This window comes from Caballeronia sp. PC1, assembly GCF_021353155.1.
GTDB classification, from domain to species: Bacteria; Pseudomonadota; Gammaproteobacteria; order Burkholderiales; family Burkholderiaceae; genus Caballeronia; species Caballeronia cordobensis.
In genome coordinates this window covers 2,237,991-2,260,485 of the sequence record NZ_JAJUBH010000001.1, presented here as the reverse complement: position 1 = coordinate 2,260,485, position 22,495 = coordinate 2,237,991, and the positions used below count along the sequence as shown (strand labels likewise).

Sequence of the window (22,495 nt, the reverse complement as noted above, 5' to 3'; positions counted from 1 at the left end):
ATCAAATCAATCCGTGCTGCTGAAGCTTCTTGCGTAGCGTGTTGCGGTTGATGCCGAGATACTCGGCCGCGAGCGATTGATTTCCGCCCGCCTGCTCGAGCACGACTTCGAGCATCGGTTTTTCCACGCACGAAATCACCATGTCGTACACGTCGTGCGGGTTGGAGCCGTCCAGGTCCTGAAAGTAGTTGTCGAGGCTCTGGCGGACGCATTGTTCGATGTTATGTCTGCTCATGCGGCAATCAGTCGGTCTGTCGTATTGTTGTGCCCGCCACACGATTCTTCCCCGTCCGCATCTTCGGCGTCACCGCATTCGTCCACGTAGACGAGACGGTCCGACGACGCCTTTTGTGCGTCAAAGAATTCGTTGACAGCGAGCAATTGTTCTTTGGTCGTGTCCAGCGTATTCATCCGGTGCCGGAAGGTGTTGGCGCCGGAAAGGCCGCGAGTGTACCAGCCGATGTGCTTGCGCGCAGTCCGAACGCCCGTGAATTCCCCGTAAAAGGCGTAGTGATCTTCCAGGTGCTCGTTCATCACCTGCTGGATCTCGTCGATGCGCGGCGGCGGCAGGCGCTCGCCCGTCTGCAGAAAATAGTCGATCTCGCGGAACAGCCACGGACGGCCCTGTGCCGCGCGGCCGATCATGATGGCGTCGGCGTGCGTGGCGGCGAGCACGTCGCGCGCTTTTTCGGGCGTGGTGATGTCGCCGTTCGCGACGACGGGAATTTTCACCGCAGCCTTCACGGACGCGATGGTTTCATACTCCGCGTCGCCCTTGTAGAGATCGGCGCGCGTGCGGCCGTGGACGGTGAGCATGGCAATGCCGGCGTCCTCGGCGATCCTGGCGATGGTGAGCGCGTTCTTGTTCTCGCGGTTCCACCCCGTGCGAATCTTGAGCGTGACGGGCACGGCGTCCGGCCCGACGCCGACCGCCTGCACCACCGCCGTCACGATCTGCGCGACGAGCGGTTCGTTCTGAAGCAGCGCGGACCCCGCCGCGACATTGCACACCTTCTTGGCCGGGCAGCCCATATTGATATCGATGATCTGCGCGCCGTTCGCCACGTTGTGGCGTGCGGCCTGCGCGAGCATCTGCGGGTCGGCGCCGGCGATCTGCACCGAAATCGGCTCGACCTCGCCCGCGTGGTTCGCGCGGCGCATGGTCTTCTCGCTTTTCCAGAGCTGCGCGTTCGACGCGACCATCTCCGACACCGCGTAGCCCGCGCCCATGCGTTTGCACAGTTGCCGGAACGGGCGGTCGGTGACGCCTGCCATCGGGGCGACGAACAGGTTATTGCGCAGGACGTGTGAACCGATGGTGGGCATGAAGGCTAAAGGATCCGCTCGGTCGTCACGCGGTGACGCCGCGTCCGGCGGATGCAACATTGCTGAAAGGGAAACGCTTATTTTAGCGCGAATAGGCTGCTGAAATTAAGAGCAATCTCATGCAAGTCTTTAAATCTTCTATGAAAGAACGCGCGTTCATAGAGGATAAGTTCCTGACTTCAGCGCAGACGATTGCCCTTTTTTCGTGCTAGCCGTGCCGGCTCAACGCCGCTGGCCGAACATCATCTGGCGGGCGAGCGCCGTTTTTACCGGCGGCAGGAATTCGAGCGCGGTCAGCGCGAGGCCGCGCATCGCGGCGAACGGCGGGAAATCGACCGTGAAAATGCGCGCGAGCGTGTCGGTGGCGCCGATCGTCAGACGCCGGTCCAGCGCGCGGCGTTGAGCGAAGCGCGCCAGCGCGAGCGGACGGGCGCCGTCGGCGGAAAGGGCGTCGGTGAGCGCGAGCGCGTCGCGCAGGCCGAGGTTCAGGCCCTGTCCCGCGACCGGATGCAGCGTCTGCGCGGCATTGCCGATCGCCACCGTGCGCCGGTCGACGAGCACATCGAGCGCGCTCAGCCCGAGCGGAAAGGCGGCGCGCCCCGCGATGCGCGTGAAGCGCCCCATGCGCGTGCCGAAGGCGGCGCCGAGTTCGGCGAGGAACGTGTCGTCGTCGAGTTGCGTGCGGCGCGCGGCTTCTTCGGGCGAGCAGCACCAGACGAGCGAATAGTCGGCGTGGCGCTGGCCGCCGCACGGCAGCAGCGCGATCGGTCCTTGGTTCGTGAAGCGTTCCCACGCGACGTTGGCGCGCGGATCGGAGACGCTCACTGTCCCGACGATGGCCGTCTGGCCGTAATCGCGCGCGCGGCGATCGTCGGCTGACTCGTCTTTTTGATACAGGCCGCCTTCCGCATTCACCAGCACCTTCACGCGGATCGCGCGCTCGCCGGCTGCCGATTGCAGCGGCAACGTGACGCCGTCGTTATCCTGCAGCGGGGCAAGCGCGGAAGTATCGGTGAGCCAGTCGATGCGGGTCGCGCGCACGGCCTCGGCGAGCGCGCCGACCAGCGAGCCGTAGCGCACGACATAACCCAGCTCGGGCAACTCGTGTTCGTCGTGCTCGATCAGCGTGCGGCCAAAGTGTCCGCGCTGCGAAACGTGGATGCGGCGGATGGGCGTGGCGTCGGCGGGGAAGACGAGCGGCTGGAGCATCACGCGGCTGCCGTGCGACAGTGCGAGCGCGCGCGGATCGTTCGCGGCCGATTCGGGCGTGCGCGCGTCGATGAGCGCGATCGACAGCCGCGAGGTCGCGCTGCGCCGTGCGAGCCATCCGGCCAGCGCGAGCCCGACCGGCCCCGCACCGACGATGGCGATGTCGTAGTCGAAGTGCGCCTCGGCGCCTTGAACGTCGTTCATGGTCAGTTTGCGTTCGTTTCGCGCATCAGCGCTTCGATTTCGTCGGCGGCGACGGGCACTTCGCGTGTCAGCAGCTCACAACCGTTTTCCGTGACGACGGCGTCGTCCTCGATGCGGATGCCGATATCCCAGTACCGTTCCGGCACGTCCTCGGCGGCGCGCACATAGAGTCCCGGCTCGACGGTGAGCGCCATGCCGGGCACGAGCGTGCGCCAGGGCCGCGCGCCTTGTTCGTCGAGCGGGCCTTCGGCGTCGCGATACTCGCCCGCGTCATGCACGTCCATGCCGATCCAGTGGCCCGTGCGATGCATGTAGAAGCGCGCGTAGGCGCGTTGCGCGAGAACGTCGTCGACGCTGCCGAACTTCGACTTGTCGAGAATGCCGGTGTCGAGCAAACCTTGCGACAGCACTTTCAGCGCGGCCTGATGCGGCGCGTCGAAGCTGACGCCGGGGCGTGTCGCCTCGACCGCCGCGGCCTGCGCGGCAAGCACGATGTCGTAAAGCTCGCGCTGGGCAGGCGTGAAGCGGCCGCTCGCAGGAAACGTGCGCGTGATGTCGGACGCGTAGCCGTCGAGCTCGCACGCTGCGTCGATGAGAATCAGATCGCCGTCACGCGCGACCGCGTTGCCCGCCGGATAGTGCAGCACGCAGGCGTTCGCGCCCGCCGCGACGATCGAGCCGTACGCCGGCGCCTGCGCACCGTGGCGGCGGAAGGTGTACAGCAGTTCGGCTTCGATCTCGAACTCGCGCATGCCGGGGCGGCAGGCGCGCATCGCGCGGCGGTGCGCTTCGGCGGAAATCGAAGCGGCGCGGCGCATGATCGCGATTTCATGCGCGTCTTTCACGAGGCGCATTTCGTCGAGAATCGGCAGCAGATTTTCCGCGCGGGCGGGCGCGCGCACGCCGCTACGGCTCTGCGCGCGCACGGCGGCGAGCCAGCCGCGCACTTGCGCATCCAGTTCCGCCGAGGTGCCGAGCGCGTAATGCAGCGCGGGCTTGTCGGTGATCAGGCGCGGGACTTCCTCGTCGAGCGCGGTGATGGGCAAGGCGGCATCGAAACCGAAGGCGTCGCGCGCGGCGTCCGGGCCGAAGCGAAAACCTTCCCACGTCTCGCGCTCCGCGTTCTTCTCGCGGCAAAACAGCAGCGATGCGGGCTCGCCGTGTTGAGCGCTCGCGTTCAGCACGAGCGTTGCCTCGGGTTCGTTGAAGCCCGTCAGATAGTAGAAGTAGCTGTCGTGACGGAAGGGGTAGTCCGTGTCGCGATTGCGCATGACTTCCGGCGCGGTCGGCACGATGGCGACGCCGCCGCCTTGCGCACGCAGCGCGGCGAGCACGCGCTCGCGACGCGCGCGGTAGATATCGACGGCGATGGGACTGGCGAGTTCGGTCGGTGAGTTCATGCGCCGATTGTAGCGCCGGCTTTCACGCGCCGACACTCGGCCGTTCGGCATAGGCCGAAACACATGAACGGGCGACGCCGTAACGGCTGCGATTCGTGCAATTTGCTTATGCCATTTGGCCGAATGGCGTCAGGCGCGCCGCCGCTGCATACTCGTTTCGAAGGGGCGCTTATTCGTCGGCGGGGCGGTTGCGCACGCTGCCCGCGATCAGGTCGAAGCGGAACAGGCGGCATTCGAGCGCGCCGTTGAAGAGCGGCGTTTTCGTCGATTCGCGCAGGCGCAGCATGCCCGGCAGCTTGCGGTCGGAGGTGAGCACATAGGCGCGCCAGCCCGGAAAGCGCTGCTTGAGCGCGTTGCCGAAGTTGACGAAGAACTCCGTGTCGGCGGGATCGGGTTGCGCGCGGGCGAAGGCGTCGTCGTCCTCGCGGCGGGAGCGCGGCGTGTCGCGGATTTCACCGCGCGGGCCGCGTCCGCGCACTTCGATCCGCTCGCCGTACGGGGGATTCGCGATCAGAATGCCGGGCGCATCGGTCGGCGGCACCATGTTGCGGGCGTCCACCTGCTTGAGCGACAGGCCGGACACGCCCGCGCGGTTCAAATTCGCGCGCGCTTTTTCCAGCATGTCGCCGGAAATGTCGCTGCCGAAGATATTCAGTTCGGTTTGCGCGGCGCGTGCGGCGCGGCGTCGTTCGAGCGCGGCCGTCTTGAGCTTCTGCCACATGCCGGGGTGGAAAGGCTTGAGCTTCTCGAAGCCGAAGCGCCGCTCGCTCCCGGGCGCGATGTCGAGCGCCGTTTGAGCCGCTTCGGCGAGGAAGGTGCCGCTGCCGCACATCGGATCGAAAAGCGGCGTGCCGGGCGTCCAGCCGGTGAGGCGCAGAATGCCCGCGGCGAGATTTTCCCGCAGCGGCGCGGCGCCTTTGTCCATGCGCCAGCCGCGCTTGAAAAGCGGCTCGCCGGAGGTGTCGAGATAGAGCGTGCACTCGTTCATCGTAAGGAACGCGAACACGCGCACGTCGGGCTGCGCGGTGTCGATGCTCGGACGCGCGCCGGCCACGTCGCGCAGACGGTCGCAGACGGCGTCTTTCACGCGCAGCGTCGTGAATTCGAGACTCTTCACCGGCGATTTGATCGCGGTGAGATCGACGCGCATCGTCTGGCTCGGCGTGAACCATTGCTCCCAGCGCTGCCGATGCGTGAGTTCGTAGATGTCGTGCTCGTTGCGATACGGGCCTTGCGCGACTTTAAGAAGCACGCGGCTCGCGATGCGCGAATGCAGATTCACCGCCATGCCCGCAACCCAGCCGCCCCGGAAATGCACGCCACCGGGCACTTGCGCGCCGACGGCGAGCGACCCGCCACCCGACAGCGGCGCGCCGGCCACATGCCGTTCACCGATCTCCGCGAGCTCGGCGGCGAGCGGGGCTTCGAGACCGCGCGGGCAGGGGACAAACCAGTCGAAGAGAGGGGAGGACATGTGGTGCTTTCTGACGTTCAAAGGCGGTATTGTACGCGGGGTGGTCAAAACGAAAGCGCCAGCCTCTGTGAGAGCAGGCTGGCGCTGACTTTTCGACGACTTCGATCGCGGCTACGCCATGATCGTCACTCCACCGCCTTCATCATCTCCTCCACCACCTTCTTCGCGTCGCCGAACACCATCATCGTCTTGTCCATATAGAACAGTTCGTTGTCGAGACCGGCATAGCCTGCCGCCATCGACCGCTTGTTCACGATGATGGTCCGCGCCTTGTACGCCTCCAGAATCGGCATACCCGCGATCGGCGATTTCGGATCGGTCTTCGCGGCGGGGTTCACCACGTCGTTCGCGCCGAGCACCAGCACCACGTCCGTCTGGCCGAACTCGCTGTTGATGTCCTCCATCTCCTGAACCATCTCGTACGGCACTTCGGCTTCGGCGAGCAGCACGTTCATGTGCCCCGGCATGCGCCCCGCGACGGGGTGAATCGCGTACCGCACATCGATGCCTTTCTCGACGAGCTTGTCCGTCAGCTCCTTCAGCGCATGCTGCGCGCGCGCGACCGCAAGGCCGTAGCCTGGCACGATCACCACGCTTTCCGCATTGCCGAGCATGAACGCGGCGTCATCGGCGGAACCGGATTTGACGGGACGCTGCTCCGCCGATCCGCCTGTCGTCGCACCACCGGCCTCGCCACCGAAGCCGCCGAGAATCACGTTGAAGAACGACCGGTTCATCGCCTTGCACATGATGTACGACAGAATCGCACCCGACGAACCCACCAGCGAGCCCGCAATGATCAGCATCGGATTGTTCAGCGAGAAGCCGATGCCCGCCGCCGCCCAGCCCGAGTACGAGTTCAGCATCGACACGACCACCGGCATGTCCGCGCCGCCGATCGGAATGATGATCAGCACGCCGAGCAAAAACGCGATGATCGTCATGATGATGAACGGCAGCCACGATTCGGTGACCATGAAGATCACGCCGAAGCCGACCATCGCGACGGCCAGCAGCAGGTTGATCAGATGCTGCCCCGAGTACACGACCGGCGCGCCCTGAAACAGCCGGAACTTGTACTTGCCCGACAGTTTCCCGAACGCGATGACCGAGCCTGAGAACGTGATCGCGCCGACGAACGTGCCGATGAACAACTCGACGCGATTGCCGTACGGAATCGGCTCGCCGAGCGGCGCAAGCCCGAACGCGGCCGGCTCCGCCACCACGCCATACGCGATACACACCGCCGCAAGACCAATCAGCGAGTGCATCGCCGCGACCAGTTCGGGCATCTTCGTCATCTCGACTTTCGCCGCGATATACGCGCCCGCGCCGCCGCCGACGATCAGCGCGACGAACAGCAGCGACAGCCCGAGCGCCAGATTCGCTTCGAGAAACGCAGCCTGCTTCACGATCAGCGCGAGCGTGGTGAGAATGGCGATCGCCATGCCCGCCATGCCGAACGTATTGCCGATGCGCGCGGTCTTCGGATTGGACAAGCCCTTCAACGCCTGGATGAAGCACACCGAGGCGACGAGATACAGGAGAGTAACGACGTTAAGGCTCATTTACGTGCCCTCCTTGCTCGTGATCTTCTTGGGCTCTTTCTTCTTGAACATCTCGAGCATTCGCCGTGTGACGAGAAAGCCGCCGAACACGTTCACCGCCGCGAGCAGCACGGCGAGCGTGCCGAAGAACTTGCCCGCCGCGCCGACCGTCAGGCCGACCGCGAGCATCGCGCCGACGATCACGATCGCCGAAATCGCGTTGGTCACGGCCATGAGCGGCGTGTGCAGCGCGGGCGTGACGTTCCACACCACGTGATAGCCCACGTAAATGGCCAGCACGAAGATGATGAGGTTGATCACCGTGTGATTGATGACATCCATGTGCGTCTCCGTGTTAGGCGGTGGCGCGCGCCACTTGACCGTCGCGGCACTGGAGCGTGGCCGCGACGATGTCGTCCGCGAGATCGATGTTGAGCGTGCCTTCCTTCGTCAGAATCAGCTTCAGGAAGTCCAGGAGATTGCGGGCGTAGAGCGCGGAGGCATCGGCGCCGACCATCGAAGCGAGATTCGTGTGGCCGACGATATGCACGCCATGCTTCATCACCACCGTATCGACTTCGGTGAGCGGGCAGTTGCCGCCTTTCTTGCCCTCGAACTCGGGGCCGCGTCCGGCGGCGAGATCGACGATCACGCTGCCCGGCTTCATGTGCTTCACCGTTTCGACGGAGATGAGCGTCGGCGCGGGACGGCCCGGAATCAGCGCGGTCGAGATGACGATATCCGCCGCCTTCGCACGTTCGTGCACCTGCGCCGACTGCCGCGCGAGCCAGCTTGGCGGCATCGGGCGCGCGTAGCCGCCGACGCCTTCCGCCGCTTCGCGTTCCTCATCGGTTTCGAACGGCACGTCCACGAACTTCCCGCCAAGCGATTCGATCTGCTCCTTCACGGCCGGACGCACGTCGGACGCTTCGACGACCGCGCCGAGACGCTTGGCCGTCGCAATCGCCTGCAGGCCCGCGACGCCCGCACCGAGCACGAGCACACGCGCCGCTTTCACGGTGCCGGCGGCGGTCATCAGCATGGGCATGAAGCGCTGGTAGTACTGGCAGGCCATCAGCACGGCTTTATAACCGGCGATGTTGGCCTGCGACGAGAGCACGTCAAGACTTTGCGCGCGCGTCGTGCGCGGTGCGGCTTCGAGCGCGAACGCGGTCACGTTTGCGGATGCGAGTCGCGCGGTGTTCTCGGTGTTGAAGGGATCGAGCATGCCGATGAGCACGGCGCCCGGCTTGAGCAACGCCAGTTCAGTTTCGCTCGGCGATTGCACCTTGAGGACGATTTCGGCGGAAAAGGCCGTGGCGGCATCGACGAGATCCGCGCCCGCCTGAGCGAACGCATCGTCGATATAGCTTGCCGGCAAGCCCGCTCCGCTCTGGACAGAAACGCGATGTCCTTGCGTGACGAGCTTTTTGACCGTTTCGGGCGTGGCGGCGACACGCGCCTCGTTCGCCCGCGTTTCAGCAGGCACTCCAATATGCATCTTCAAATCTCCTGTCTTTGTTGCCTTCGTCACCGGGCATGGCTTAGGAAGGCTTAAGGCTGAGTTTTATATTTCAAATGCTGGAACTTACGGCTATCGCAACTGTAACCGAAGAATGCGCGCGCAAGAATCCGATCCGGCACTCGTTCCGTTTTGCCCACACTCGGCGCTAACCCTTAGGGCGGCTGCGCGGGAACTGAGCGAGGACGGTAAAATATCTGACCATGAAATCAGATACTTGGGCCCCCCACGTTACGGTGGCTGCCATCATCGAGCGGGACGGCCGTTTTCTCGTCATCGAGGAGCACACCTCGGCAGGGCTGCAAATCAACCAACCGGCCGGTCATCTCGAAGCGGGCGAAACGCTCGTCGAAGCCGTGGTCCGCGAGACGCTCGAAGAAACCGCGCATCGCTTCGAACCGGAAGCGCTCGTCGGCGCCTATATGACGCACTTCGCGCGGCCGGGCGGCGATGTCACGTATCTGCGGTTCACGTTCTGCGGCAGGTCGTCGGGAGAAGAGTCCGGCCGTTCGCTCGATGACGGCATCGTGCGCGCGATGTGGCTCACCGCGGACGAATTGCGGGCGTCGTCGGACCGGCACCGGACACCGCTCGTGATGAAGTGTGTCGACGATTATTTATCCGGGCGGCGCGTGCCGCTCGATTTCATTCATACGCATTCGGTCGCGCCGATAGTGCGGAACTGAGGCGTTCGTTCCTATGAGCAAGCGAAGAGTAGTGGTGGGCATGTCGGGCGGCGTGGATTCGTCGGTGACGGCATGGCTTCTGAAGGAGCAGGGCTACGACGTGGTCGGCCTCTTCATGAAGAACTGGGAAGACGACGACGACGGCGAATATTGCTCGACGCGGCAAGACTGGATCGACGTCGTTTCGGTCGCCGACCTGCTCGGCATCGACGTCGAGGCGGTCAACTTCGCCGCCGAATATAAAGACCGCGTGTTCGCGGAATTCCTGCGCGAGTATTCGGCGGGCCGCACGCCCAATCCCGACGTGCTCTGCAACGCCGAAATCAAGTTCAAGGCGTTCCTCGACCACGCGATGTCGCTCGGCGCGGAAACCATCGCGACCGGTCATTACGCGCGCGTGCGCGAGCAGAACGGGCTTTTCCAGCTACTCAAGGCCACCGATTCGACCAAGGATCAGTCGTACTTCCTGCATCGGCTGAATCAGGCGCAACTCTCGAAGACGCTCTTCCCGCTGGGCGAGATTCCGAAGACGAAGGTGCGTGAAATTGCCGCGCAGATCGGCCTGCCGAACGCCAAGAAGAAAGATTCGACGGGCATTTGCTTCATCGGCGAACGGCCGTTCCGCGAATTCCTGAACCGCTATCTCCCGACCAAGCCCGGCCCGATGAAGACGGCGGAAGGCAAGATCGTCGGCGAGCATATTGGACTGGCGTTCTATACGTTCGGGCAGCGCAAGGGCATCGGCATCGGCGGCGCGAAGGATGGCAGCGGCGAGCCGTGGTTCGTTGCGGGCAAGGACACGGCGACGAATACGCTTTACGTCGTGCAGGGGCACGATCACCCGTGGCTGCTGTCGCCGACGCTCGTCGCGGGCAACACGAGCTGGGTCGCGGGCTTCGCGCCGGAAGAGGGCGCGGCGTGCGGTGCGAAGACGCGTTATCGGCAGCAGGATGCCGCATGCCGCTTCGCGAATGCCGACGACGGCCGCTTCGCGCTCCAATTCGACGACGCGCAGTGGGCCGTGACGCCGGGGCAATCCGCGGTGCTGTATCAGGGCGACGTGTGTCTGGGCGGCGGCATCATCGAGCATGCATCGGCGGGCCGCGAGCAGGCGGACGCAGCAGTACTTTCCGCCGCGCGCTGACGTCGGATCATGCGCCCTGGCTCTGGTCAGGGCGTTTTGCATTTTCCTATCGATTCGATAAAAACTATTTTGATACAAGTGCTTGACCGTCTATCTAGTGATAGATAAATTAAGCACATCGAACGCAGGGGCAATGACCGAAATGGACCGCAACACCGTACGCGAAGCGCTGCTGGATCATGCTCAGACGCTCTTGATGACGCGCGGCTACAACGGGTTCAGCTACCGCGACTTGTCCGAACTGGTCGGGGTGAAGACGTCGAGCATCCACTATTACTTTCCGACCAAGGAAGACCTCGCGCTCGAAGCGGTGAACGCCTACAGCGCCGATGTCATGTCATCGATCTACGCCATCGACAGTTCGGCCCCGGCGGACAAGAAGCTCGATCGTTACGCGAAGCTGTTCGGGCGGATCATCGGCGGGGGCAATCAGATTTGCCTGTGCGGGATGCTCGCGGCGGACATCGAGTCGTTGCCGGAGAAGGTGCGGCACGCGGTGCAGTCTTTCTACAAGGCGAACGAGAACTGGCTGGCGAAAGTGCTCGCGGAAGGCGAGGCGCAGGACACGCTCGTGGCCGGCGGCAATCCCGAGGCGGCGGCGCGCACGTTGTACGCCGCGTTTCAGGGAAGCCTGCTTGCTTGCCGGCTGTTTCAGACGCGTGCGCGGCTGGAAGAAGTCGCGAATGCCGTCCGCCGGTAGATAAGCGGTAGGTAAGCCTGTGGATAACCTTGTGAAAATCGCGTGAATTGTCGTTTGAAAAACTATCTTCAGGTAGATAGATTTTGGCGACCGACATTGCCTTGATCGAATTTTTGCGCCTCTGTGCGCTTTTGCGGGCTTAAACGGGCTTTCTGTCCACGAAAGAAGCGCCAAAGGTCGTACGTCATATGTTCGACATGCGTTCGGTTATCTATCTAGTAGTAGATGTAATTGGTCATGCAGTTTGCGTTTTCGACAACTCAAAAGGAAGGAGTGCATCAATGAAAGAACTCAAAGCCGCTGTCATCGCCGCCGCTGTCGCAACCGCCGTGTGGGCGCAGCCTGCAGCGCACGCGCAATCCGCCGCGCCGGTTTTGGAGCCCGCGACGCAGCGGTTCATCGACGCCCTTGCCGCGAAAAACCTGCCGCCGATCTACACGCTCTCGCCCGCCGATGCGCGCAACGTGCTCGCCGGCGCGCAAGCGCAGCCGGTAAAGAAGCAAGCCGCGAAGATCGAGGATCGCGTGATCGACGCAGGACCGACCGGCAAGATCGCGCTGCGCATCGTGCGGCCCGAGCACGCGAAGGGCGCGCTGCCCGTCGTCATGTATTTCCACGGCGGCGGCTGGGTGCTCGGCGACAAGAACACGCATGACCGGCTCGTGCGCGAAATCGCGAATGGCGCGCAGGCGGCCGTCGTGTTCGTCGATTACGACCGTTCGCCGGAGACGAAATATCCCGTGCCGATCGAAGAGGCGTACGCGGCGACGCGCTACGTCGCGGATCACGCACGCGAATTCGGCGTCGATGCGTCGCGCATGGCTGTTGCGGGCGATAGCGTCGGCGGCAACATGACGGCGGCGGTCACGCTGCTCGCGAAGAAGCGCGGCGGCCCGGCATTGCGCGCGCAAGTGCTCTTCTATCCGGTGACGGACGCGAGCTTCGACGACGGCTCGTACACCCGTTTCGCGAACGGGCCGTGGCTCACGCGCGACGCGATGAAGTGGTTCTGGGACGCCTACGCGCCGAACGAAGCCGACCGCGAGAAGATCACGGCATCGCCGCTGCGCGCGAGCATCGATGAACTGAAGGGATTGCCGCCCGCGCTCGTCATCACCGATGAAAACGACGTGCTGCGCGACGAAGGCGAAGCCTATGCCCGCAAGCTGACGCAGGCAGGCGTGCCGGTCACGTCGGTGCGTTACAACGGCACGATCCACGACTTCGTGATGCTCAACGCGCTGGCCGACACGCCCGCCACGCGCGCGGCCATCGGTCAGGCGAACGCGACGCTGCGAGCCGCGCTTCAGAAGTAAAGGCAGCGCGCCTTTAGACGGGCGCGGTGTCGATGAACGACGGGCGCTGCGAGATGCGCGCGAAGTATTTGTCGAGGTTCGGATGCGCGTCGCGCCAGTTCAGGTCCGGCATCCGGAAATCGAGATAGCCGAGCGCGCAGCCGCACGCGATGTCCGCGAGCGTGAAGCGGTTCGCCGAGCACCATTGCTTCGAGCCGAGGCCGCGCGCCATCGCGCGCAGGCCGTCTTCCACCTTGCGCTGCTGCCGCGCCGTCCACTTTTCGCTGCGCTGCGCCTCTTCACGCACCACGCCTTCGAGCCGGATCAGCACGGCGGCGTCGAGCATGCCGTCGGCGAGCGCTTCCCAGCAACGCACTTCGGTGCGCTCGCGCCGCTCCTGCGGCAAAAGCTTGCCGACCGGCGTGAGCGTGTCCACGTACTCGCAGATGACGCGCGAATCGAACACCGCTTCGCCGTCGTCCAGAATGAGGCAGGGCACCTTGCCGAGCGGGTTGTAGTCGTGGATCTTCGAATCGGATGCCCAGACGTCTTCGAGCACCAGTTCGCAATCGATCTTCTTTTCCGCCATGACGATCCGCACCTTGCGGACGAATGGGCTGGGGTGCGAACCGATCAGTTTCATCATCTATTCTTCGCTGTTGATCCGGAATGCGGGCGACGACGATCTTAACCGGGCGCGCTCGAACCATCGGCAATTTAGAGATAGCGGCGGACGACAATGTCGCCTGCCCACAACATGCGACGACGCGCCCGGCGCGCTGCAGGGCGCGGCAAATTATTGCGAACTGGCGGTCGCCGCCGCGTTCGCCACGGGACACGGCAGCACCGGCGCGGACGCAGGTTTCGCCGCCGTTCCGCCGCCTTTGCCCTTCGCGGGCGCGGCCGGCGCGCTCGCCGTCGCGGTCGCGTGCGGCAGCGAGCCCAAGCTGCGCACGCCCGCGGAGATCGCCGACCCGAGTTCGCCGACCGCCTTGCGATGACCCTCCACGAGCGCGTCGTAGCCCGAGCCCACGCGCTCCTGCGCCACGGTCCGGCAGGTCAGCACGATGTCGGAGCCGGCGGCGCGCACGCTCCACACGGCGTCGATCACGGCTTGCGCGCCCGGCCACGATTCGAAGCGCTGCACGTTCACCTTGACGCGATACACCGGCACGGCGTCCGGATGCGGCGTGCCGTAGACATCGATCGCGCCGAGTTGCTGCGTCAGATCGGCCGACAGCGCGCGGCGCACTTCATCGCCAGGCAGCGACGCCCAGCGCTCTTCTTCGAGCACGCGCACCTGCGCGGGGCTCGTCTGCACCACCAACTGATTGCGCGCGACCTGCTGCGGCATATCGACCGGCGCGAGCTCGAAATAGAACGAAGCGGGCGCGGACGACACCGGGCGCGCGTCGCTGCCGCCGAGCGTATAGAAACGGCTCGCCGGCGAAGCGCAGGCGGCGAGCATCGCGGCCGCGCCCAGGGTCGATATCAACGAGCCGAACTTCATGGTTTGTCTCCCGATTTGCCGCGCACGAGCGATTCCGGATGACGTTCCAGATAATCCGCGAGCGAATTGAGCGATTGCAGCGTGCGCGTGAGTTCTTGCAGCGCCTGATGCACGTCCGATTGCAGCGGCGAATCCTGCTGCAAAGTGGATTGCGCGTCGCCGAAGGTCTTCTTCGCCTGCGTGAGCGTGTCCTTCATTTCCGGCATGACTTCCTTGTCGAGCCGGTTGAACAGCGCGTTGGCGTTCTTCAGCGAGCCGTTCAGGTTCGTGCCGATTTCGTCGAACGGAATCTTGTCGATCTTGCGCGCGATATCCGCGATCTGCAGTTGCAGTTCGTCGAGCGTATTCGGAATCGTCGGCAACTCGACCGGATCGGTGCTCGCGCTCACCTTGGCGGCGGGCGCCTTCGGGAAGAAGTCGAGCGCGATATACAACTGGCTCGTCAACAGGTTGCCGGTGCGCAATTGTCCGCGCAGGCCGCGTTTCACCAGCAATTGCAGCATGTCCTGGTTGGCGGTCGAACCCTGTTCCGGAAGCGCCCGGCTCACGCGACTGCCGAGACGATCGGGATAGATGTCGATCGTGACCGGCATTCTGAACTGATGCGAGACCGGATCGTACTGCACGCCGATGCCTGTCACCTGACCGAGCACGATGCCGCGGAAATCGACCGGCGCGCCGACCGACAGCCCGCGCAGCGACTGATTGAAGTTCATCACGACATGCAGGGCCTGGCCGTCGGGATCGCGCATCGCGTCGGCCTGATCGCCGGCGAGACGGAAGGTGGCGTTGTTCTGCGCCTGCGGGCCGGACTGCTGGTTGGGCGGCGTCTGGAAGGCGATGCCGCCGAGCACCACGGTCGAGAGCGACTGCGTGTTGAGCGTGAAGCCGCTCGAATCGAGCCGCAGATCGACGCCGCTCGCATGCCACCAGCGCGAATTGGTGCCGACGTACTGATCGTAAGGCGCGGTGACGAACACCTGCAGCGTGACGCCAGTGCCGTCCTTGTCGAGCGAAAACGCGACGACCTGGCCCACCTGCACGCGCCGGTAATACACCGGCGAGCCGATGTCGAGCGAGCCGAGCGATTCGCCATGCAGCGTGAACGTGTGGCCCTTCTGGTCGCCGGTGACGGCGGGCGGCGTTTCGAGCCCGACGAAATAGGACTCGTCGACGGTCGATTTGCCCGCATCGACGCCGATATACGCGCCGGACAAGAGCGTCGACAAACCGGTCACGCCGCTTGCCGCGACGCGCGGACGCACGACCCAGAAGCGCGTGTCCTTCACGGCGAAGTCGGTCGCTTCCTTGGTGAGCTGCACATCGACGAGCACGTGAGAATGATCCTTCGACAACGTGATGGAATTGACCGTGCCGATATCCACGTCCTTGAACTTCACCTTGGTCTTGCCGGGTTCGAGCCCTTCCGCGGAGATGAAGCTGATGGTGACGGTCGGTCCGCGGCTCGACACCGTCTTCACGACCAGAATCAACCCGATCAGCGCCGCGACGAGCGGAATGACCCACACGAGCGAGGGCAGCCAGCGGCTGCGCGGCTCGATCACGGGTTCGGGGAGATTCGGCGGCAGTCCGCCGCCTTTGCCTTGAACGCCGTTGCTGCCGTCGGCGGACGGCGGCGCGGGCTGCTTCGGGTCGTTCGGACCTTGGGCACTAGTCATGTTTCTTTCCTGACGGTTCTATGTTGTCCCAGATGAGGCGCGGGTCGAATTGCATGGACGCGATCATCGTCAGTACGACGACCGATGCGAACGCGAGCGCGCCCGGTCCCGGCGTGATGACGGCGAGCGACTTGAAGCGCACGAGCGCGATGGTGAGCGTGATCACGAAGACATCGAGCATCGACCAGCGGCCGATGCCTTCGACGATGCGAAACAGCGTCGTGCGCTGGCGCGGTTGCCATTGCGAATGCCGCTGCACGCTGACGACGAGAAAGCCGAGCGTGAAGAGCTTGAGCATCGGCACCAGAATGCTGGCGATGAAGATCACGGCGGCGAGCGGATAATCGCCGTCGTTCCAGAACAGCGCGACGCCGCTCATGATGGTGTCGTCCTCGGAGCCGAGGATCGACGACGTATGCATGATCGGAAACAGGTTCGCGGGAATATAGAGAATCGCCGCGCTGATGAGCAGCGCCCACGTGCGCGCGATGCTGTCGGGATGGCGCCGGTGCACGACCGCGTCGCAGCGCGTGCAGCGCTGCTTCTCGATGGTGTGCGCGAGCGGCTGCACGAGCCCGCACGCGTGACAGGCCACGAGATGCGCGCGCGAGGCGGTCGTCAATTGCGGCTGCGGCGCGTCGACGCCTGCCGGCTGTTCCATGGTGTCGCTCATTGTTTTGGCCTCGTGGCGGGGCGCGGGCCGAGCCGGCTCGCGATGTCCCACAGCGCGCGCGGATCGAAGCTCACGACGACTGCGAACATCAGCGTGAGCGCGCCGAATGCGAAGAGCGCCGCTTCGGGAATCACCCGCGCGATGCTCACCATTTTCACGAGCGTGACCAGCACGCCGAGCATGAAGACTTCGATCATCCCCCACGGGCGCACGAACTGGATCGCGCGCAACAGCGCGTGAAAGCCCGGCGGTACGTAACCCGAGCGCAGCGGGATCAGCACGTACAGCAGCGCGATGAGTTCGCTCAACGGAAAGAGGACCGTCGAGCAGAAGACGAGGACGGCCATGATCTCCATCTGCTCGTTCCACAGCGCAACGATCGCGCCGATGAGCGTCGTCTGCGAGGTCAGCCCGTTGGCATCCAGTTCGACGATGGGAAAGGCCTGCGCGATCACGAACGTGACGAGCGCGGCGAGCGTCATCGCGGAGATCTTGTCGAGATTCGACGAGATGCTGCGATAAAGCAGTGATCCGCAGCGCGTGCATTTCGCCGATGTGCGCCGGGGCAATGCACGTTTATAAAAAAGCGCGTCGCATTCGTGACACGCGATGAGTTCGTCCGGTTCGTTCGCGTTCATGGTCGAGGCCCGAGAAGGTCGAGCGGATTTTTCGGACGCCGCGAGAGCGTAGCAAGCCGCGGGCCAGCGCAATGCGCAGCAGCATGTTATCAAATGACGCATGGATGTCGGCCCCATGGCAGCCGGGCATGACGCTTCATTACAAGCGGAATGAAATCATCTCGTGGCTCGTTAACTCTTCCAGGCCGGATTGCGGCGCTGTTCACGCTGCCTCTTTGCGTTTCCATCGACCGTTGCACGCGTGAAATAGTTCGTTGCATGCGTGATACGCGAGCGCGTGCAAGCGTGGTCCGGCAGCCCGCAAAGCCGCGCCGCACGGGGCTTTGCGCCGTTGCGAGGCGCATTTTGCGCGCGCTGGCAAATCGTTATCGTTGATGTAGCATGGCGGCCTACGCTACTCGTCGCCGGCTGACGGCGAGCCGGGAACCATCGAACACACTGGGTGAAAGCAATATGGAAAGCAGTGCGCGCATCGCGGCGACAGCGCCGGAGCAAGGTTACAGCGCCACGGCGATCGGCTTGCACTGGCTGATCGCGTTGTTGATCGTCGGCGGCTTCGGCCTTGGCTGGATCATGACCGATATCCCCGGCATCACGCCCACGAAGCTCAAGTACTTCTCGTGGCACAAGTGGATCGGCGTGACGGTCTTCGCGCTCGCGCTGCTGCGCGTGCTGTGGCGCGCCACGCACCCGGCGCCGCCGATGCCCGGCGGCATGCCGCGCTGGCAGCAGAGCGCGGCCAATCTCACGCACTTTCTGCTCTACGTGCTGATGCTCGTCATTCCCGTGTCAGGTTATCTGTACAGCTCGGCGGCGGGGATCCAGGTCGTGTATCTCGGCGTGCTGCCGTTGCCGACGATCATCGGCCCGGACAAGGCGCTGAAGGCCACGCTGCGCATCGTGCATGTCGCGTTGAACTACACGCTGCTGTTCTTCGTCGTGATGCACGTGCTCGCTGCGCTCAAGCACCATTTCGTCGATCGCGACGGCTTGCTCGGGCGCATGCTGCCGTTTCTCAGATAAGCGCGCCGATTGTTTCCTCGCCGTTGGCAGGACGTTTCCCGGCGGCTGATTGTTCTTGCGTTCTTTTGATTTCCAATACCGGTTTGCCTTTTCAAACCGCATCGAATCGTTTCAACAGGGCACACATGAAAGTGAAACTCAATCGTTGGATGGCCGTGGCCGCTACGCTCGCTATCGCGGCCGCCGCGCATGCGCAGGTGGATGTCAGCAAGAGCACGGTGATCGCCACGTCGAAGCAGATGAACGTGCCTACCGACGGCAAGTTCAACAAGTTCAGCGCGCAGATCGCGTTCGATCCGGCCAAGCCGGCGGCAGGCACGGCGAACATCACGATCGACACCGGCAGCTACGACCTCGGCGACGACGAGTACAACAAGCAGGTGCGCGGCGCGGAATGGTTCGATGCGGGCAAGTACCCCACCGCGACCTTCGTCTCCAGCGCGATCGCGCCCGCGGGCGGCAACAAGTACAACGTCACGGGCAAGATCACGATCAAGGGCAAGTCGCAGACCGTCACGGTGCCGGTGACGGTCACGCAGCAGGGCGCGACGGAGACCTTCGACGGCGCGCTGCCGATCAAACGCACCCAGTTCGATGTCGGAACGGGTGAATGGAAGGATACGTCGATCGTGGCGGACGACGTCGTCATCAAGTTTCACATCGTCGCCGCGAAGAAGTGAGCGGTGCATTTTTCGCGTATCTGCGCGTATCTGGTTAGTCAGGAGAACAACTTGAAAAAGCTTTCGATCATCGCGGCGGGCGCGCTCGCAATGGGTCTTTCGTTCGGCGCAATGGCGGCGGACACGTATCAGCTCGACCCGAACCACACGTATCCGAGCTTCGAAGCGGATCACTTCGGCGGCATCTCGACGTGGCGCGGCAAGTTCAACAAGAGCAGCGGCAGCGTCGTGCTCGATCGCGCGGCCAAGACCGGCACGGTCGACGTGACGATCGACATCGCTTCGGTGAACACCGGCAACGTGAAGCTGGACGAGCATCTGCAAAAAGCCGAGTTCTTCGATGTCGCGAAGTACCCGACGGCGGTGTACAAGGGCACGTCGATCAAGTTCGACGGCGACAAGCCTTCGGAAGTGATCGGCACGCTGACGATGCACGGCGTGACCAAGCCGATCAACCTGAAGGTCGAGAGCTTCAAGTGCTTCGTGAACCCGATGATGAAGAAGGAAGTGTGCGGCGTGGAAGCCACGACGACCTTCGATCGCGGCGACTTCGGCATGGACTACGGCAAGGCATATGGATTCAGCCTGAAGACGGTGCTGCATATTCAGGCGGAAGGCGTGAAGCAGTAAATCTCCGCGCCTGAAAACAAAGCGGCCGGTCTGTGAAGACCGGCCGCTTTTTTACGTCCTGACGAAACGCGCGCCGCTCAAACCTGCGCGCCGGCGTTCGGATCGTTCGGATCGAACTTGTCCTTCTTGTCCTTCACGAGATCCTCGCGCTTCACGCCGAACCACATCGCGAGCGCCGCCGCGACGAACACCGACGAATAGATACCGAAAAGGATACCTACCGTCAGCGCCAGCGCGAAGTAGTGAAGCGTCGGGCCGCCGAAGAAGAACATCGACAGCACCATCATTTCCGTACAGCCGTGGGTGATGATGGTTCGCGACATCGTGCTCGTGATCGCGTGGTCGATGACTTCCTTGACCGTCATCTTGCGCTGCTTGCGGAACGTCTCGCGAATCCGGTCGAAGATAACCACCGACTCGTTCACCGAATAGCCGAGCACCGCGAGAATCGCCGCCAGCACCGACAGCGAGAACTCCCACTGGAAGTAGGCGAAGAAGCCGAGAATGATCACCACGTCGTGCAGGTTGGCGATGACGCCCGCCACCGCGTACTTCCATTCGAAGCGAAACGACAGGTAAATGACGATGCCGATCACCACGCACGCCAGCGCGAGCAGGCCGTTCGTGACGAGCTCCTTGCCCACCTGCGGTCCGACGAACTCCACGCGCTGCAGCTTCACTTGCGCGTTGTCGGCCTTGAGCGCGGTCATCACCTGATCGCTCTGCTGCGCCGAGGTGAGGCCCTGCTTGAGCGGCAGACGGATCAGCACGTCCTGCGAGGTGCCGAAGTTCTGCACCTGCGCATCGGCGTAGCCGAGCTTCGCCATCGACGCGCGCACGGGTTCGAGTTGCGCGGCTTGCGGATATTGCACTTCGACGACCGTGCCGCCGGTGAACTCCACCGACAGATGCAGGCCGCGATGCATGAGGAAAAACACGGCCACGAGGAACGTCACGAGCGAAATCACGTTGAAAATCAACGCGCGCTCCATGAACGGCAAGTCGCGGCGGATGCGGAAAAATTCCATGTCTTGTCTCTCCGGACTAGAGCGGGATCAGTGCGACTGGCCCGGTTTCTGTTGATCGATGCCAGGACCGGAGCGGCGGCGCACCGACGGCTTGCCGGTGCGCGGGCTCGCCTGAGTGGCCGGTTCCGCTGCGCGCGGCGCGGCCACGGCGGTCTTCGTCTTGCCCTTGGCCGTCTTCACGATTTCGTCCACGGGCGAGTCGTCGCCGCGCTGCGCCGCGAGATAAGCAGCCGCGGCCGCTTCGGCATTCGCGCCGTCCGGACGCCACACCTGACCGATCGCGAGCGACTTCAGCTTCTTCTTGCCGCCGTACCACAGGTTCACGAGGCCGCGCGAGAAGAACACGGCCGAGAACATCGACGTGAGAATGCCGATACAGTGCACGACCGCGAAGCCGCGCACCGGGCCCGAACCGAAGGCGAGCAGGGCGAGGCCGGCGATCAGCGTGGTGACGTTCGAGTCGAGAATCGTCGCCCAGGCGTGCTTGAAGCCTTCCTGAATCGCGGTCTGCGGCGGTGCGCCGTTACGCAGTTCTTCGCGGATACGCTCGTTGATCAGCACGTTGGCGTCGATCGCCATACCGAGCGCGAGCGCGATAGCCGCGATGCCCGGCAGCGTCAGCGTGGCCTGCAGCAGCGAAAGCACCGCAACCAGCAAGAGCAGGTTGACCGACAAGGAGAGCATCGAGAACAGGCCGAACAGCAGGTAGTACGCGATCATGAAGACGGCAATCGCGGCGAAACCGTACGTGACCGAATCGAAACCCTTCTTGATGTTGTCCGCGCCGAGGCTCGGGCCGACCGTGCGTTCCTCGATGATATCCATCGGCGCCGCGAGCGAACCGGCGCGCAGCAGCAGCGCGAGATCGGTGGCGGCTTGCGGCGTCGGCTGGCCGGTGATCGAGAAGCGGTCGCCGAGTTCGGACTGGATGGTCGCGACCGTCAGCACTTCGCCCTTGCCCTTTTCGAAGAGCACCATGGCCATCGGCTTGCCGATGTTGTCGCGCGACACCGCCGACACCGCGCGGCCGCCAGCGGAATCGAGACGGATGTTGACGGACGGGCGCTGATGCTCGTCGAAGCCCGCGGATGCATCGACGATGCGGTCGCCGGTGAAGATCACCTGCTTGCGCAAGAGCACGATGCGGTCGCCCTGCTTGAACGCCTCGTCGCCGGGCGGCACCGCGTCGTTCGGGCCGATATAGGTGTTGATCGGGTCGGCGAGACGCGCTTCGAGCGTCGCCGTGCGGCCGATGATGTCCTTCGCCTTCGCGGTGTCCTGCACGCCCGGCAGCTCGACCACGATGCGGTCCGAGCCCTGCTGCTGGATCACCGGCTCCGCGACGCCGAGCTCGTTCACGCGGTTATGCAGCGTGGTGATGTTCTGTTTGAGCGCGGCATCCTCGACGGTCTTCTGCGCGTCCGGCGCAAAGGTGCCGACGACCTGGAAGCCGTCGCCGCCCTGGCGCGTGGTCCACTGCAGTTCGGACACGCCCGTCTGGAGCAGCGTGCGCGCGTTGTCCGCCGCGGCCTGATCCGAAAAATTCACGGCGACCGATTGCCCGACGCGGTTCACGCCGCCGTCGCGGATATTGCGGTCGCGCAGGTACGTGCGCGCGTCGGCGGCGTCGGAGTCGAGCTTCTTGTTGAGCGCGCCGGCCATGTCGACCTGGAGCAGGAAGTGCACGCCGCCGCGCAGGTCGAGACCGAGGTACATCGGCAGCGCGTGCAGGGCCGTCAGCCAGCGCGGCGAGGCGCTCTGCAGGTTCAGCGCGACGATGTACTGCGGATCGGACGGATCGGCGTTCAGCGCTTTCGTGAGCAGATCTTTCACGTGCAGCTGCGTGTCCGTGTCCTTCAGGCGCACGCGGATGTTCGCGTTCAGTTGCGCGTTGTCGAAGGTGACTTCGTCGGCCTTGATGTTGCTCGCGGCGAGCGCGGCTTCGACGGTCGAGAGCGTCGACGAATCGAGCTTGACCGTCGCCTTGCCGCTCGACACCTGAACTGCGGGCGCTTCGCCGAAGAAGTTGGGGAGCGTGTACACGAGGCCGATGACGAGCGCCACCAGCATCACGACATACTTCCAGAGGGGATAACGATTCATGGGGATGGCCGACCGGAAAGTTGG

General features: G+C 64.1%; 22 protein-coding genes. 7 read left to right on the top strand and 15 right to left on the bottom strand.

Going from position 1 to position 22,495, the window contains the following annotated elements; all coding sequences use genetic code 11:
• Window position 1: 1 nt before the first annotated feature.
• The 8 genes from LY284_RS10810 to LY284_RS10775 form a co-directional block, all read right to left on the bottom strand.
• Window positions 2–235 (bottom strand): Fis family transcriptional regulator, encoded by a 234-nt coding sequence (locus tag LY284_RS10810; RefSeq protein WP_008351548.1) that lies wholly within the window; start codon window positions 233–235, stop codon window positions 2–4.
• Window positions 232–1,326, bottom strand: a complete 1,095-nt coding sequence (dusB, locus tag LY284_RS10805; RefSeq protein ID WP_233385961.1) for a tRNA dihydrouridine synthase DusB — start codon at window positions 1,324–1,326, stop codon at window positions 232–234. Before dusB ends, LY284_RS10810 begins: the two co-directional genes overlap by 4 nt.
• Window positions 1,327–1,548: 222 nt before the next feature.
• Window positions 1,549–2,739 (bottom strand): UbiH/UbiF/VisC/COQ6 family ubiquinone biosynthesis hydroxylase, encoded by a 1,191-nt coding sequence (locus LY284_RS10800; RefSeq protein WP_014190416.1) that lies wholly within the window; start codon window positions 2,737–2,739, stop codon window positions 1,549–1,551.
• A 2-nt stretch (window positions 2,740–2,741) separates the two neighbouring features.
• A complete protein-coding gene (locus tag LY284_RS10795) occupies window positions 2,742–4,139 on the bottom strand; it encodes an aminopeptidase P N-terminal domain-containing protein (RefSeq protein WP_041730909.1) in 1,398 nt (465 codons plus the stop codon).
• 169 nt (window positions 4,140–4,308) lie between these two features.
• Window positions 4,309–5,613 carry a class I SAM-dependent RNA methyltransferase gene (locus LY284_RS10790; protein ID WP_014190418.1) on the bottom strand — a complete coding sequence of 435 codons (1,305 nt, stop codon included), beginning with the start codon at window positions 5,611–5,613 and terminating at the stop codon, window positions 4,309–4,311.
• A 125-nt stretch (window positions 5,614–5,738) separates the two neighbouring features.
• Window positions 5,739–7,181: an NAD(P)(+) transhydrogenase (Re/Si-specific) subunit beta gene (locus LY284_RS10785; protein ID WP_014190419.1), complete on the bottom strand. Its 1,443-nt coding sequence runs from the start codon at window positions 7,179–7,181 to the stop codon at window positions 5,739–5,741.
• Window positions 7,182–7,502, bottom strand: coding sequence for an NAD(P) transhydrogenase subunit alpha (locus tag LY284_RS10780; RefSeq protein ID WP_014190420.1), 321 nt, complete (start codon window positions 7,500–7,502; stop codon window positions 7,182–7,184).
• Window positions 7,503–7,515: 13 nt separating this feature from the next.
• Window positions 7,516–8,661 (bottom strand): Re/Si-specific NAD(P)(+) transhydrogenase subunit alpha, encoded by a 1,146-nt coding sequence (locus tag LY284_RS10775; protein ID WP_014190421.1) that lies wholly within the window; start codon window positions 8,659–8,661, stop codon window positions 7,516–7,518.
• A gap of 224 nt (window positions 8,662–8,885) precedes the next feature.
• On the opposite strand from LY284_RS10775, the gene LY284_RS10770 reads away from it, so the two are divergent.
• From LY284_RS10770 to LY284_RS10755, 4 genes are all read left to right on the top strand, one after another.
• Entirely contained in the window at window positions 8,886–9,368 is a 483-nt protein-coding gene (locus tag LY284_RS10770) for an NUDIX hydrolase (protein ID WP_233385947.1), read from the top strand.
• A gap of 13 nt (window positions 9,369–9,381) precedes the next feature.
• A complete protein-coding gene (gene mnmA / locus LY284_RS10765; protein ID WP_014190423.1) occupies window positions 9,382–10,512 on the top strand; it encodes a tRNA 2-thiouridine(34) synthase MnmA in 1,131 nt (376 codons plus the stop codon).
• Window positions 10,513–10,654: 142 nt separating this feature from the next.
• Window positions 10,655–11,212: a TetR/AcrR family transcriptional regulator gene (locus tag LY284_RS10760; RefSeq protein ID WP_014190424.1), complete on the top strand. Its 558-nt coding sequence runs from the start codon at window positions 10,655–10,657 to the stop codon at window positions 11,210–11,212.
• A gap of 281 nt (window positions 11,213–11,493) precedes the next feature.
• On the top strand, window positions 11,494–12,528 hold the full coding sequence (locus LY284_RS10755; RefSeq protein ID WP_041730127.1) for an alpha/beta hydrolase: 1,035 nt from the start codon (window positions 11,494–11,496) through the stop codon (window positions 12,526–12,528).
• Between the two features lie 13 nt (window positions 12,529–12,541).
• On the opposite strand, the gene LY284_RS10750 is transcribed toward LY284_RS10755, so the two are convergent.
• The 5 genes from LY284_RS10750 to LY284_RS10730 form a co-directional block, all read right to left on the bottom strand.
• Window positions 12,542–13,153: a glutathione S-transferase family protein gene (locus LY284_RS10750; RefSeq protein WP_014190426.1), complete on the bottom strand. Its 612-nt coding sequence runs from the start codon at window positions 13,151–13,153 to the stop codon at window positions 12,542–12,544.
• 150 nt (window positions 13,154–13,303) lie between these two features.
• Window positions 13,304–14,017 (bottom strand): membrane integrity-associated transporter subunit PqiC, encoded by a 714-nt coding sequence (locus LY284_RS10745; protein WP_014190427.1) that lies wholly within the window; start codon window positions 14,015–14,017, stop codon window positions 13,304–13,306.
• A complete protein-coding gene (locus LY284_RS10740; protein ID WP_014190428.1) occupies window positions 14,014–15,696 on the bottom strand; it encodes an intermembrane transport protein PqiB in 1,683 nt (560 codons plus the stop codon). The genes LY284_RS10745 and LY284_RS10740 overlap by 4 nt, the downstream gene beginning before the upstream one ends.
• Window positions 15,689–16,369 (bottom strand): paraquat-inducible protein A, encoded by a 681-nt coding sequence (locus tag LY284_RS10735; RefSeq protein ID WP_045450327.1) that lies wholly within the window; start codon window positions 16,367–16,369, stop codon window positions 15,689–15,691. The genes LY284_RS10740 and LY284_RS10735 overlap by 8 nt, the downstream gene beginning before the upstream one ends.
• Window positions 16,366–17,007 carry a paraquat-inducible protein A gene (locus LY284_RS10730; RefSeq protein ID WP_014190430.1) on the bottom strand — a complete coding sequence of 214 codons (642 nt, stop codon included), beginning with the start codon at window positions 17,005–17,007 and terminating at the stop codon, window positions 16,366–16,368. Before LY284_RS10730 ends, LY284_RS10735 begins: the two co-directional genes overlap by 4 nt.
• Before the next feature lie 453 nt (window positions 17,008–17,460).
• On the opposite strand from LY284_RS10730, the gene LY284_RS10725 reads away from it, so the two are divergent.
• The 3 genes from LY284_RS10725 (at window position 17,461) to LY284_RS10715 (ending at window position 19,340) form a co-directional block, all read left to right on the top strand.
• Window positions 17,461–18,030, top strand: a complete 570-nt coding sequence (locus tag LY284_RS10725) for a cytochrome b (protein ID WP_014190431.1) — start codon at window positions 17,461–17,463, stop codon at window positions 18,028–18,030.
• Between the two features lie 125 nt (window positions 18,031–18,155).
• Entirely contained in the window at window positions 18,156–18,710 is a 555-nt protein-coding gene (locus LY284_RS10720; RefSeq protein WP_014190432.1) for a YceI family protein, read from the top strand.
• 90 nt (window positions 18,711–18,800) lie between these two features.
• Window positions 18,801–19,340: a YceI family protein gene (locus tag LY284_RS10715; RefSeq protein ID WP_375294258.1), complete on the top strand. Its 540-nt coding sequence runs from the start codon at window positions 18,801–18,803 to the stop codon at window positions 19,338–19,340.
• Between the two features lie 77 nt (window positions 19,341–19,417).
• On the opposite strand, the gene secF is transcribed toward LY284_RS10715, so the two are convergent.
• Both secF and secD read right to left on the bottom strand, forming a co-directional pair.
• The gene (gene secF / locus LY284_RS10710; protein WP_014190434.1) at window positions 19,418–20,368 is read right to left on the bottom strand and encodes a protein translocase subunit SecF; all 951 of its coding nucleotides are present in this window, start codon (window positions 20,366–20,368) and stop codon (window positions 19,418–19,420) included.
• A 27-nt stretch (window positions 20,369–20,395) separates the two neighbouring features.
• Entirely contained in the window at window positions 20,396–22,471 is a 2,076-nt protein-coding gene (gene secD, locus LY284_RS10705; RefSeq protein WP_014190435.1) for a protein translocase subunit SecD, read from the bottom strand.
• Window positions 22,472–22,495: the final 24 nt, after the last annotated feature.

Bases quoted from the DNA above. Each gene is read 5' to 3' on its own strand.
- LY284_RS10810 (WP_008351548.1), bottom strand. From the start codon at position 235: ATGAGCAGACATAACATCGAACAATGCGTCCGCCAGAGCCTCGACAAC.
- dusB (WP_233385961.1), bottom strand. From the start codon at position 1,326: ATGCCCACCATCGGTTCACACGTCCTGCGCAATAACCTGTTCGTCGCC.
- LY284_RS10800 (WP_014190416.1), bottom strand. From the start codon at position 2,739: ATGAACGACGTTCAAGGCGCCGAGGCGCACTTCGACTACGACATCGCC.
- LY284_RS10795 (WP_041730909.1), bottom strand. From the start codon at position 4,139: ATGAACTCACCGACCGAACTCGCCAGTCCCATCGCCGTCGATATCTAC.
- LY284_RS10790 (WP_014190418.1), bottom strand. From the start codon at position 5,613: ATGTCCTCCCCTCTCTTCGACTGGTTTGTCCCCTGCCCGCGCGGTCTC.
- LY284_RS10785 (WP_014190419.1), bottom strand. From the start codon at position 7,181: ATGAGCCTTAACGTCGTTACTCTCCTGTATCTCGTCGCCTCGGTGTGC.
- LY284_RS10780 (WP_014190420.1), bottom strand. From the start codon at position 7,502: ATGGATGTCATCAATCACACGGTGATCAACCTCATCATCTTCGTGCTG.
- LY284_RS10775 (WP_014190421.1), bottom strand. From the start codon at position 8,661: ATGCATATTGGAGTGCCTGCTGAAACGCGGGCGAACGAGGCGCGTGTC.
- LY284_RS10770 (WP_233385947.1), top strand. From the start codon at position 8,886: ATGAAATCAGATACTTGGGCCCCCCACGTTACGGTGGCTGCCATCATC.
- mnmA (WP_014190423.1), top strand. From the start codon at position 9,382: ATGAGCAAGCGAAGAGTAGTGGTGGGCATGTCGGGCGGCGTGGATTCG.
- LY284_RS10760 (WP_014190424.1), top strand. From the start codon at position 10,655: ATGGACCGCAACACCGTACGCGAAGCGCTGCTGGATCATGCTCAGACG.
- LY284_RS10755 (WP_041730127.1), top strand. From the start codon at position 11,494: ATGAAAGAACTCAAAGCCGCTGTCATCGCCGCCGCTGTCGCAACCGCC.
- LY284_RS10750 (WP_014190426.1), bottom strand. From the start codon at position 13,153: ATGATGAAACTGATCGGTTCGCACCCCAGCCCATTCGTCCGCAAGGTG.
- LY284_RS10745 (WP_014190427.1), bottom strand. From the start codon at position 14,017: ATGAAGTTCGGCTCGTTGATATCGACCCTGGGCGCGGCCGCGATGCTC.
- LY284_RS10740 (WP_014190428.1), bottom strand. From the start codon at position 15,696: ATGACTAGTGCCCAAGGTCCGAACGACCCGAAGCAGCCCGCGCCGCCG.
- LY284_RS10735 (WP_045450327.1), bottom strand. From the start codon at position 16,369: ATGAGCGACACCATGGAACAGCCGGCAGGCGTCGACGCGCCGCAGCCG.
- LY284_RS10730 (WP_014190430.1), bottom strand. From the start codon at position 17,007: ATGAACGCGAACGAACCGGACGAACTCATCGCGTGTCACGAATGCGAC.
- LY284_RS10725 (WP_014190431.1), top strand. From the start codon at position 17,461: ATGGAAAGCAGTGCGCGCATCGCGGCGACAGCGCCGGAGCAAGGTTAC.
- LY284_RS10720 (WP_014190432.1), top strand. From the start codon at position 18,156: ATGAAAGTGAAACTCAATCGTTGGATGGCCGTGGCCGCTACGCTCGCT.
- LY284_RS10715 (WP_375294258.1), top strand. From the start codon at position 18,801: ATGGGTCTTTCGTTCGGCGCAATGGCGGCGGACACGTATCAGCTCGAC.
- secF (WP_014190434.1), bottom strand. From the start codon at position 20,368: ATGGAATTTTTCCGCATCCGCCGCGACTTGCCGTTCATGGAGCGCGCG.
- secD (WP_014190435.1), bottom strand. From the start codon at position 22,471: ATGAATCGTTATCCCCTCTGGAAGTATGTCGTGATGCTGGTGGCGCTC.